General features: G+C 54.1%; 9 protein-coding genes. 3 read left to right on the top strand and 6 right to left on the bottom strand.

Annotation, left to right across the window (positions count from 1 at the left end; all coding sequences use genetic code 11):
- Positions 1-110: 110 nt before the first annotated feature.
- From H8K27_RS11360 to H8K27_RS11350, 3 genes are all read left to right on the top strand, one after another.
- The gene (locus H8K27_RS11360) at positions 111-3,710 is read left to right on the top strand and encodes an indolepyruvate ferredoxin oxidoreductase family protein (RefSeq protein WP_186863296.1); all 3,600 of its coding nucleotides are present in this window, start codon (positions 111-113) and stop codon (positions 3,708-3,710) included.
- Between the two features lie 176 nt (positions 3,711-3,886).
- Positions 3,887-5,362, top strand: a complete 1,476-nt coding sequence (locus tag H8K27_RS11355; protein ID WP_186863295.1) for a peptide MFS transporter — start codon at positions 3,887-3,889, stop codon at positions 5,360-5,362.
- Positions 5,359-5,736 carry a DUF423 domain-containing protein gene (locus H8K27_RS11350; protein WP_186863294.1) on the top strand — a complete coding sequence of 126 codons (378 nt, stop codon included), beginning with the start codon at positions 5,359-5,361 and terminating at the stop codon, positions 5,734-5,736. The genes H8K27_RS11355 and H8K27_RS11350 overlap by 4 nt, the downstream gene beginning before the upstream one ends.
- Before the next feature lie 50 nt (positions 5,737-5,786).
- On the opposite strand, the gene H8K27_RS11345 is transcribed toward H8K27_RS11350, so the two are convergent.
- The 6 genes from H8K27_RS11345 to H8K27_RS11320 all read right to left on the bottom strand — a co-directional run bounded on the left by H8K27_RS11345 (position 5,787) and on the right by H8K27_RS11320 (position 11,807).
- Positions 5,787-6,590, bottom strand: a complete 804-nt coding sequence (locus H8K27_RS11345; RefSeq protein WP_186863293.1) for a hypothetical protein — start codon at positions 6,588-6,590, stop codon at positions 5,787-5,789.
- 266 nt (positions 6,591-6,856) lie between these two features.
- Complete coding sequence (locus H8K27_RS11340) at positions 6,857-7,468, bottom strand: glutathione S-transferase family protein (protein ID WP_186863292.1); 612 nt, start codon at positions 7,466-7,468, stop codon at positions 6,857-6,859.
- A 203-nt stretch (positions 7,469-7,671) separates the two neighbouring features.
- A complete protein-coding gene (locus tag H8K27_RS11335) occupies positions 7,672-8,541 on the bottom strand; it encodes an ABC transporter permease (protein WP_186863291.1) in 870 nt (289 codons plus the stop codon).
- A 13-nt stretch (positions 8,542-8,554) separates the two neighbouring features.
- Positions 8,555-9,331: an ABC transporter ATP-binding protein gene (locus H8K27_RS11330; RefSeq protein ID WP_186863290.1), complete on the bottom strand. Its 777-nt coding sequence runs from the start codon at positions 9,329-9,331 to the stop codon at positions 8,555-8,557.
- On the bottom strand, positions 9,331-10,347 hold the full coding sequence (locus H8K27_RS11325; protein WP_186863289.1) for an ABC transporter substrate-binding protein: 1,017 nt from the start codon (positions 10,345-10,347) through the stop codon (positions 9,331-9,333). Before H8K27_RS11325 ends, H8K27_RS11330 begins: the two co-directional genes overlap by 1 nt.
- Positions 10,348-10,487: 140 nt before the next feature.
- A complete protein-coding gene (locus tag H8K27_RS11320; RefSeq protein ID WP_186863288.1) occupies positions 10,488-11,807 on the bottom strand; it encodes a porin in 1,320 nt (439 codons plus the stop codon).
- Positions 11,808-11,958: the final 151 nt, after the last annotated feature.

Below are 11,958 nucleotides of genomic sequence, written 5' to 3'. Positions count from 1 at the left end.
ATACCGCATGTTAATGTGCGGCCAGAATGAAAAAGTATATGATTCACTCACAAGGTGATTCTGTTTTGCAGCGAATATCCTCGCTGTACAAATAAAAACACGGAGACCCCATGAACGCACCCCTCACACCCGGGCAGCATGCGCTGATCGACACATCTGTCACGCTCGACGACAAATTCACCCTCCCGCGCGGCCGCGCCTTCATGACCGGCACCCAGGCGCTGATCCGTCTGATGATGCTGCAGCGTCAGGCCGATGAAAAAGCGGGTCTGAACACCGCCGGTTTCATCAGCGGCTACCGCGGTTCCCCGCTGGGTAATGTCGATCTGACCGCCGCCAAAGCCAAAAAACATCTGGAAAAACACCACGTTAAATTTCACCCCGGCGTGAATGAAGACCTAGCTGCCACCTCGGTCTGGGGCACGCAGCAGGTCAATATGTTCCCCGGTGCGAAATACGATGGCGTATTTGCGATGTGGTACGGCAAAGGGCCGGGCGTGGACCGTTGTGGCGACGTGTTTAAACATGCGAATCTGGCCGGTACTTCCCCGCACGGCGGCGTACTGGTGGTGGCAGGTGACGATCATGCAGCGAAATCATCGACTGCCGCGCATCAGTCCGAACATATCCTGAAAGCCTGCGGCATCCCGGTGCTGTATCCGTCCACGGTGCAAGAGTATCTGGATTACGGCCTGCACGGCATCGCGCTGTCACGCTATACAGGTCTGTGGGTATCGATGAAATGCGTGACTGATATCGTTGAATCCGGGGCCGTGGTGGAGATTGATCCGGATCGCGTTAAACCGGTGATTCCTGAAGATTTTGTGCTGCCGGCAGACGGCGTCAGCATCCGCACACCGGACCCTGTGCTGGCGCAGGAAACCCGGATGAACAATTACAAATGGTATGCCGCGCTCGCTTATGCACGTGCCAACAAGCTGAACCAGATCATCTGGGACAGCCCGCATGCCAAAATCGGTATCATTACCGCTGGTAAATCCTATCTCGATACCCGTCAGGCACTGGCCGATCTTGGCATTGATGAACAGGTGGCGAAAGACATCGGCATCCGTCTGTACAAAATCGGCATGACCTGGCCGCTGGAGTCCGAAGGTGTGCGCGAATTTGCGACCGGGCTGGAAGAAATTTTGGTGGTGGAAGAAAAGCGCCAGATTCTGGAATACGCGCTGAAAGAAGAGCTGTACAACTGGGAAGACAGCGTGCGTCCGCGTGTGGTCGGCAAGTTCGACGATTCGGGTGAATGGAGCAATCTGCATGGTTCTGGTCACGGTGAATGGCTGCTGCCTGCGACCTATGAACTGAGCCCGGCACAGATCGCACGGGCGATTGCTTCCCGTATTACCCGCTACTTTGCCGGACATCCGGTAGAACAGCGCGTCAAAGAGCGTGTTGCCTATCTCGAAGCCAAAGAAAATGCGCTGGCCAATGTCGGCAAACCGGATGCGAACAAAGACCGTATCCCGCATTTCTGCTCAGGCTGCCCGCACAACACGTCCACCAAAGTACCGCAGGGCAGCCGAGCGCTGGCCGGTATCGGTTGCCATTACATGGTGACCTGGATGGACCGCGAAACATCGACCTTCACCCACATGGGCGGTGAAGGCGTGACCTGGGTCGGTGCTGCGCCGTTCACCAATGAAAAGCATGTGTTCTGTAACCTTGGCGACGGTACTTATTACCACTCCGGCCTGCTCGCCATTCGCGCAGCAGTATCTGGTGACGTGAATATCACTTACAAAATTCTGTTCAATGATGCCGTCGCGATGACCGGCGGTCAGGAATTCGACGGCCCGCTCGATCCCGGCATGATTTCGCGTCAGATCGCCGCTGAAGGCGTGAACCCGATTATCGTCGTCACTGATGAGCCGGAAAAGTACGGTGCTGCTTATCCGTGGGCGCCGGGCGTCACGGTGCGTCACCGTTCCGAACTCGATGCGGTACAGCGCGAGCTGCGCGAATGCAAAGGTGTGTCGGCCATGATTTACGACCAGACCTGCGCTTCCGAAAAACGCCGCCGCCGGAAAAAAATCGACAAGAACGGCAAACCTGGTTTTCCCGACCCGGCCAAGCGCGCAGTGATCAACGAAGCGGTCTGTGAAGGCTGCGGCGATTGTTCGGTGCAGTCCAACTGTTTATCGGTCGAGCCGCTGGAAACCGAATTCGGCCGCAAGCGTCAGATCAATCAATCGTCGTGCAACAAGGATTTTTCTTGCGTGACCGGCTTCTGCCCGAGCTTTGTGACGGTCGAAGGCGGCAAGCTGAAGAAACCGGCGAAGATGAAAATCGAGGCGGGTAACGCGCTCGACGTGAATACTTTACCGTATCCGACGCTGCCTGACACCAAAGTGCCGTTCGGCGTGCTGGTGACCGGCGTTGGTGGTACTGGCGTAATCACTATCGGTCAGATCATGGCGATGGCGGCGCATTTGCAAGGCAAGGCGTGTTCGGTATTGGACATGACTGGTCTCGCGCAAAAAGGCGGCGCGGTGATGTCGCATGTGCGTCTGGCTGATAAAGCCGACGACATCCAGTCGACCCGCGTTGGTACCGGCATGGCCGATCTGGTCATCGGTTGCGATCTGATCGTGACCGCTGGCAAGGATGCGTTATCACGCATGGGCGAAGGCCGCACTTATGCCGCGATCAATGCGAACGGCACACCGACTTCGACCTTCATCAAAAATCCGGACTGGCAATTCCCCGGTACGTCCGCCGAACAGGATATCCGCAAAGCCTGCGGTGAAGGCCGTGTCGATATGGTGGATGCTGCATCGATTGCGACAGCGCTGATGGGGGACAATATTGCGACCAATATGTTCATCCTCGGCTACGCCTGGCAAAAAGGCTGGGTACCACTGGAAATCGCGGCGCTGATGCGGGCGATTGAGTTAAATGCCGTGTCGATTGATTTCAATAAGCAGGCGTTCAACTGGGGCCGGCTGGCAGCGCACGATCTGGCTGCCGTCAAACGCCTGGCGGCACCGGCGCAGGTGGTGGAACTGAAACGCGCACCGACACTGGAAGAAACAATCAACCGGCGGGTTAACTTCCTGACCGATTATCAGAACGCCGCCTATGCGCAGCAGTATCTGGATTTTGTGAATCAGGTCAGGGCGGCGGAGACCCGCATTGCCGATGGCAAGGCTTTGCGCCTGACAGAAGCGGTGGCGAAATATCTGTTCAAGCTGATGGCGTACAAGGACGAATACGAAGTCGCGCGTTTGTACAGCGATGGCAAATTCCAGAAAAAGATCGCCGATATGTTTGAAGGCGATTATGCGATCCATTTCCATCTGGCGCCGCCATTGTTTGCCAAGCGCGATACGCAGGGGCATCTGGTCAAAAAACAGTATGGCCCGTGGATGATGAAAGCGTTCGGTTTGCTGGCTGGCTTCAAATCCTTGCGCGGCACGGCATTCGATATTTTTGGTTATACCGAAGAGCGCAAAACAGAGCGCGCCTTGCCGGTGGAATATCAGCAGACCATCAATCGCCTGTTGCCGTTGTTGAATGCGGATAATCTGGCGAAAGCGGTGGCGATTGCCGCCATTCCGGAAGATATCCGTGGTTACGGGCATGTGAAGGAACGTTATCTGGCTGCTGCTAAAAGCAAGGAGGCGAGTCTGATCGCTGAATTCAATACCCGGCAGCCTGCCCCGCAGAAACCGCCAGCACAACAGGCAGCGTAATTTTTGCATGCTGCATCCTGAAAATGACCGGCAATGCCGGTCATTTTTTATCCCCGTATTCCAATGCGCGTGCGCCGGGTTTTGCCGGACCATTCCGTTTTGCACTGCAGTACATAAAGACACAGTGCCGGCAGGTCTGTGCATTACAATGCACGCCACATTAACAGGAGTTCATTGTGTCCAGCTTAAAAGAAAAAATCGCCCATATCCCGGAAGGTTCGGCGGCCTTGTTTTTTATCCAGATCTTTGCCACCCTCGGTTTTGCCGTGCTGTATTCGACGCTGGTGCTGTACGCCACGAAAAAACTGCATTTCAGCGTTGCCGATGCGACGGCGATCATGGGTGTGTTTGGCGCGTTCAACTACGGCCTGCATTTGTTTGGCGGCTACCTCGGCGGCCGCTTCATCAGCAACCGCAATCTGTTTGTCGGCGGCATGGTTTTGCAGGTGCTTGGCTGCGGCATCATTTCGCTTGGCGGCACCGAGCAGCTGTACTGGGGACTGGGCCTGTTCCTGACCGGCAGCGGCCTGAACGTGACTTGCCTCAACATGATGCTGACCCAGCGTTTCAAGCCGGAAGATGAAAGACGCGAAAGCGCATTCCTGTGGAATTACGCAGGCATGAATCTCGGTTTTTTCATCGGCTTTACCGCCGCGGGCCATTTCCAGCTGCAGCAGGATTATCCGGGCTTGTTTATCTTTGCGACGATCGGGAATTTCATGGCGATCGTGCTGGCGGTATTTAACTGGAAGCGCATTTCTGATCTCAACACACCTTTGCTGCAGGCTGGTCCGGCCGAGTTCAGGAAGCGACTGGCGGTGGGACTGGCGATTCTGGTGGGACTGGTGCCGGTGGTGTATTTCATGCTGCATCAGGCCGGTACTACAGGCAGTCTGGTGCTGATCATCAGTGTGCTGGTCGGGATTGTGCTGCTGTCGCTGACCCTGATGCATCAGGACCGGCGCGAACGGCGCAATATGACGGCCTATCTGATGCTGACGCTGGGTTCGCTGGTGTTCTGGACCCTGTATCAGATGGCGCCGATGGGCCTGCAATTGTTCGCAGTGAATAATGTCGACCGCATTGTCTGGGGTACCGAAATCGCGCCGCAATGGATACAGAACATCAACAGTTTTGTGATCATGATAGGCGGTCCGCTGATGACTTTCGTATTCGCCGCATTGCGTAAGCGCGGCCTGAATTTCGATATTCCGGTGCAGTTCTCTGCCGCGCTGATTCTGATTGCGCTCGGTTTTCTGGTGCTGCCGCTGGGAATTGGTTTCGCGGCGCAAAATGGTCTGGTTGCGTTCAAATGGATTTTTATCAGCTACATTCTGCAAAGTATCGGTGAGCTGCTGATCTCTCCGGTCGGCTACGCCATGATCGGCAAGCTGGCACCGGCCAAATACCAGGGCATCATGATGGGCAGCTGGATGCTGATGACCGGCACCGCATCCATTCTTGCCAGCTATTTTTCCGGCATGATTCCGGAAGCGACTGAGGGTATGGCGAGCGCCACCAACCCGACTTACCACCATATTTTCTCCATGCTGGGCTGGGGCAGCATGGCGGTCGGCATCGTGCTGGTGGTGATGATCCCTTTCCTGCGCAAGCTGATTACCAGCGGTGCTGCACAGGAGCAGGCGGCATGAAACCTGCCAGCCTGATTGCTGCCGGTGCGCTGAATATGCTGATCGCCGTCGCCGCTGGCGCATTCGGCGCGCATGCTTTAAAAACCGTGCTGGACGCCGATATGCTGGCAGTCTGGCAGACCGCCGTGCATTATCAGATGGTGCATGCGCTGGCGTTGCTGGCGCTGGGAATCCTGGCGCAGCAATGGAACGATGCACTGCTGAGAAAATCGGCATATGCGATGTTGTCCGGCATCGTGGTATTCAGCGGCAGTCTGTATGCGCTGGCGCTGACCGGTGTTCGGCTGCTGGGTGCAGTCACCCCGCTTGGCGGTCTCGCATTTTTGCTGGGCTGGGCCTTGCTGGCGTGGTGCGCTTATCGGCGGTGCGGATAAGCGATTTCTTTTTTTTTATTATTCCTGATGGTTACATAGAACCGGAAAATTCAATGAGAACGTAGTGAGATTGTTTCTGCGATTTTTTTGAAATCGTGCTGATTTTTTTTGTAGTCAATCTCAAAGCACCAGGTTGCCAGATAAATTAGTTTTTTTTCTTTTCCATGTTCATATTTAATCAGCGTGGAAAGGAAATGTAATGGTGCGCCGTCTTTAGTTTTCCCCCATAGTTCAGCTTGAAAAGCATCCCTTCCATTAAGTTGAATTTCGTCGATTTTGGATGTGTACGGCTGATCGAATTTTTCGATAAATCTGCTAAGAACAGAATCTCGTACATCTGACCAGATCATAAAAGGGTTGGCGTCAAATACACTGATAAAAAGACCTGCTCCGCCTTGGGTATTTTTTGCAAAATATTGGTACATCGGCGAGGGTGATTTTGCAGGTTTCCAATCCGAGCCAGTGAGAAACAGTAATTCATACGAACCGAGATGTGCGCTTCGTAGCTGAACATTTTCCTCCTTGTTTGCGGACGGCAGTTCTTGGGACAATGAGACTACTGGGATCGAATTTTCTGAATCGCTTTTATTTATATTTTGGGCAGAACTGCTATCAAACAAGGCAAAGCCATTTGCATAATGTGTTTGTAGGCAGCGAACAGTTTCCGCTTCATGTTCTACGTTGTTGATGAATTGTTTGTCCTGCTTCGAGGGCTTGGCAATTCCAAATGTCCATGCACCACAAGATTCATTGATTGTCGGAGGCTGGAAAAAAGAGCATGCGGATAGAATGCTGCTGCATAACAGTAAGGTGGATATGCGGAGGTATTTGTGAATTTCCACTAAAAAAACCATAGATATACATTCCCAAGAGATGTGATTTTATTTCATGAATGATAACGCGGATTCAGAAAGATAAATCCCTGGATTGAATTATGGATTATTGGTGGGATGCTCAAGGATTGAGGTGCAGGACGGTCTGCACGCAAATAGCAAGAATGTCTTAATGACTTTCTGTGCCAGAAAAAACAAGATTTTCCCCGCTCGGAATGATAAGTGCGGATAAAACAATCCCGGCTCGCATGCCGGGACTGTTGTACAGCTTGCAAGGCGGGGAAAATTTATTCGCCGCTTCTCTGCACAGCACGTTGATAAGCCGGACGTGCTTCGATCATATCGGTAAAACGGGTCAGGTTCGGGAAGGTGTCGCGTCCGATATTGCGCACACCGGCCTGGATGACAAACGACAGCTGTACGTCTGCGCCAGTCAGTCCGTTGCCGACAAAATAATCCCGCCCGTTCAGTTCCGCATTCAGGTAGCCGAGATGGTTGGCGATTTCGCCGTTGATCCGCGGATGCAGCGGCGCTCCTGCCTCGCCCAGACGTCCGACATACAGCCGCAGCAGCAGCGGCAGCATGGCTGAGCCTTCGGCATAGTGCATGAATTGCAGATAGCGGTAGTAATCTGCTGTGCCGCGTGCAGGAATGAACTGGCCCTGACCGTATTCGGCAATCAGATATTCCAAGATGGCACCGGACTCGATCAGCACCAGATCCTTGTCTTTCAGCACCGGCGCTTTACCGAGCGGATGGATTTTCTTTAATTCCGGCGGTGCCAGCCGGGTGGTGGCATCGCGGTCATAGCTGACGACGTGGTATTCCTGTCCCAGCTCTTCCAGCATCCAGGTGATGCGGCGTGAGCGGGATTCTTTCAGGTGGTGGATTTCTATCATCGCGGGCCTCGTAACAGTCAACAATCGGATTCATGGGAAAAAAGGAAACCCGATTATGCCCACTTTTTACTGTTTGTGTTGACGGCTCTGTGCTGACCTGCGGCGACAGTGATGACGCCATGAAAAAAGGCCATCAGACAGATTACCTGATGGCCAGCAGCATGCCGTCGCTCAACGGCATACTGAAGACATTCGCCGGAATGTCACATGCCTTTTTCTACAAATTGTGCAGGGCGCCATTTGAGCAGGCGGTTTTCTGCCGCTGTCAGCAGGTATTCTGCCGCCAGTGCCACCACTGCCAGTACGATCATCGCGGCAAACACACCGGCCGCATTGAAGGTGCCCTGGGCAGTTGCGATCAGCAGGCCGATGCCATGCCGCGCGCCGAGAAATTCACCGACCACTGCGCCGACCAGTGCGAAACCAAAGCTGACATGCAGGCTGGCCAGAATCCAGCTCAGTGCCGACGGGAAGACTACGGAAAAAGTGACCTGGCGCTTGCTGGCGCCCAGGATATAGGCATTGGCGATCAGGTTTTTATCAGCTTCGCGCACGCCCTGAAAAGCGTTGCCGAAGACGACGAAAAATACCATGACCACAGCCAGCGCAATCTTGGAACCCATACCCAGACCGAACATGATGATGAAAATCGATCCCAGCACCACACGCGGAATGGCGTTGGCGATTTTGATGTAAATGCTGAAGACATCGGAAGCCAGTTTATTTCTGCCGAGGGCAATGCCGCAGATAATGCCGAGCACACTGCCGATCAGGAAGCCGAGCACGGTTTCTTCCATGGTCACCAGTAATTCGCTCCACAGCGGGCCCTGTGCCGTGCCTTCCACGATCCAGATCTTGAGCTGTTCATAGATGGCAGATGGTCGCGAAAAGAAAAAGGCGTCAATCCAGCCGATTTCGACCACCGTTTCCCATGCCGCCAGCATCAAGACTGCCAGTGCAATCCGTAAGAAAATCACCAGATAATAATGCCGGTGGGCTGCGCGCATGGCCTTGCGTTCTTCGTCGCTGATGGCGGCTGGCGGGGACATGTGTTGATGTGTTGTGCTGTTCATACTTCGTTCCAGATTAAATTTGAACTTCATCTTTCAGATCTGACCAGATCTGCTTGGACAGATGAACGAATTCATCGCTGTAGCGCGCTTCAGAGATGTCCCGCGGCCTTGCCAGCGGAATTTCATAACTGCTTTTGACGGAGCCCGGACCTTTGGAAAGAACAATCACGCGGTCAGCCAGCGCAATCGCCTCTTCAATATCGTGGGTGACAAAAATCACGGAAGCTTTTTTTTCCGACCATAGTCCCAGCAGCTCTTCCTGCATCAGCGCACGGGTTTGCACGTCCAGCGCTGAAAAAGGTTCATCCATCAGCAGAATTTTTGGTTCGTTGATGAAGGTCTGCGCCAGCGCCACCCGCTTGCGCATACCGCCGGACAGCTGGTGCGGATAGTGATGTTCAAAGCCTGTCAGTCCGACCCGGCGAATCCAGTCTGCCGCCATGTCATGCGCGATTTTCGGGTCCGTGCCGCGAAATATCGGGCCGATGGCGACATTGTCGATCACGCTTTTCCACGGAAAAACCGCATCCGCCTGAAACACGAAACCGATGTTCGGATCAATGCCCTGCACCGATTTGCCAAATACCTTCACGCTGCCGGAGGACGGCGGATTGAGCCCGGTAATCATGCCCAGCGTGGTGGACTTGCCGCAGCCTGTCGGGCCGACGATGGCGATAAAATCGCCTTCGTGCACCGTCAGGCTGAAATCACGTAATGCCAGGGTAATCTTGCCAGTCGGACTCACAAATTTCCGACTGACATTTTTCATTTCAATCGCAACATTTTTCATTATTTCACTGCTTTCACAAACTCGGTCGTATAGGTGTTGGCCAGATTGATGGATTTACCCTGAACCGCCTTATCAAAACCATTTAATACTTTCAGCACAGTCGCCGGGCCGTTTTCCGGCATCACGCCGTCGGCGGTAAACATCTGCTTGCTGCCATCGAGCGCATCGATGTACATCTGTTTGTTCGAGGCATAGTAATCCGCCGGCATTTTTTCGGCGATTTCCTTTGCGCTGTGGGTCTTGATGAAGCGCAGTGTTTTGACAAATGCCGTGACGATTTTCTGGACCTGTTCCTTGTGCGAATTCACCCAGGCAGTCGGCATGTACAGACAGGCAGCAGGATAGGCGCCGCCGAGCGCAGCCTCGGTGCTTTTGACGGAGCGCAGATCGACCAGGATCGATGCCGCACCGCTGCTGGTGAGGCGGGAAATGGTCGGTTCGGTGGTCATGCCCGCATCAATTTTTCCTTGCGCCATGGCAGCGATGAAGGTGGACCCGGCGCCAACCGGCAAGGTGGTGAATTCACTGTTTTTGACACCGGCTTTGGCAGCCAGATATTGCGTCAGGAAGTTGGTGGAAGAACCCAGGCCGGTCACGCCCAGCGTTTTGCCTTTGAAATCAGCCGGAGACTGGATGTTTTTTGCGGTCTTCGATACCAGGATGACTTCGCCGGGCGCTTCGCTGAATTGCACGACAGACTGAACCAGTTTGCCGCGCGCCTGCAGGTCGATAGTGTGATCGTAAAATCCGACCACGCCCTGCGCTGCGCCGGACAGCATTTCTGTTTCAGCATTGACGCCGGCGGGTTCGCTGAGCAGTTCAATGTCCAGTCCGGTTTCTTTCAGATAGCCTAATTGTTCAGCCAGTTTCGCCGGCAGGTAAATCTGTTTTTCGATGCCGCCGACCATGATGGTGATCTTGTCGGCCGCAGCGGCATGCACGCTGGCTGTCAGTAACAGTGCCGCAGCGATGGATTGGAACATGGGGCGCAGCAATGGTTTGATCGTGGATTGCATGAAGGTCTCCGTATGATGTGAGTGGTCTGTACCAAAAAGCGTCCGGCGTGCGGACAGGCATGAAGAGATGCGATGCTGCTAAGAGCAGCATCTATCTTAATGCCGATACGCCGGTTTGTTCAGGTCAGACCAGAGTTTTTTCAGAATTTGAAACGCATCCCTGCGGCCATCTCGTTCTGTGATGTGAAGCCGTTTGCCTGCGCTGCCAGATACGTGCCGTCTGTGCTCAGGCGGTCAAAGGCAAGATACAGTTCGGTGCGTTTGTCGAAATGATAGAACACCGAGCCGTACCAGGTCTTGCGCTTGCCGGTTGCTGTGGCGGTGGCATTGGCGGTGTTGGCAAAGGCATTCAGCACATAATGGCTGCCGTTGACCGCGGCATTCGTGGCATTCATGGTTTGCCAGCCGAGTTCATAATCGAATGCGCCGCCCGGTGCAAAACGGGCAGAGACGGTGTAGGCCTTGTCGCTGCGGTTGCCCAGTGCCAGCGGCTGATCGGCAGTGTAGTTGAAGTAACCGGCGTTCAGACGCACCATGCCCATGGTGACGTTGCCGCCGAGTGAGTAGGAGGTGTGGGTGTAGCCATTCACATTGGCCGTGTTGTAGAAAGCGGAAACATTGGTCATGCCGCCGTTATAGGCAACACCGACAGATTTCGTGGTGCCGGTGGAATTGTCACCGGGATTGCCGCCGACCTGATAGCCGGCACCGGCCACGAAATCACCGATTTTTTTCTTCCAGACAATGCCTTTATCGTAGCGGGTGCCGGTGGCGCTGCCGGAGTAAAAAATAAGCTGTTTGAAGTCGTTGTTATTGGTGTAGCCGCCTTCTTCCAGCGTCACGCCGGCTGAGCCATACGGATCGCCATAGGTTTTGGAAAATTCACGGGCCAGCGTGTTCTGGCGGCCAAAAGTCAGCTTGCCGAGCGATTCGCTCTCCACACCGAGCCAGGCATCGCGGTTGAACAGCACGCCCGGCGTATCCATGCTGCCGGTAGGCAGTTCATATTCGCTTTCGAGCCGGAAGATCGCTTTCAGACCGTCGGTGCCTTTCAGGCCATGCTCACCCTCGATACCCCAGCGATTACCGCTGAACCATGCGACCGACATATCTTTTTGTGTGTTGCCAGCTTTGTCGGCATTAGATTTATTGCTCATGCTGAGATCGATCAGGCCATACAGACGAATGCTGTCGTCGCCGTGCTTATATACCAGGCCTTCACCGGCATTCTGCGATACTTCACCTTTGATTTTTTCGGCTTCGGCGACTTTTTGTTTGGCTTCGGCGGTCGCCTGCTGAATTTGCATCAGGGCATCCTGCGCCTGTTGTGCCGCTTTCTGGGCTTCGGCGGCGGCTTTTTGTGCCTGAATCAGTGCCTGCTGCAATTCCTGAACCGATTGTGCCTGCGCTGCAGAGCCGAACACGGCCATAATGGCCAATGCCACTAATTTCTTTTTCATTGCTTTGTCTCCATGATTGTAGAAAGTGTATGCAGCACTGTTTTGCTTTTTTGTGTGTGCACCAGCGCACTGTAATCAGGTGAAACCTTCAATCAGCCTACAGTCGGGCATGTGTTGGAGAAATGTAACGCGGCGCCGCTTCCTGTTTTGC

This window comes from Cognatundibacterium griseum (assembly GCF_014284195.1).
GTDB classification, from domain to species: domain Bacteria; phylum Pseudomonadota; class Gammaproteobacteria; order Burkholderiales; family Burkholderiaceae_D; genus Undibacterium; species Undibacterium griseum.
The sequence above is the reverse complement of the archived record's forward strand: the minus strand, read 5'-3'. Positions and strand labels throughout refer to the sequence as shown.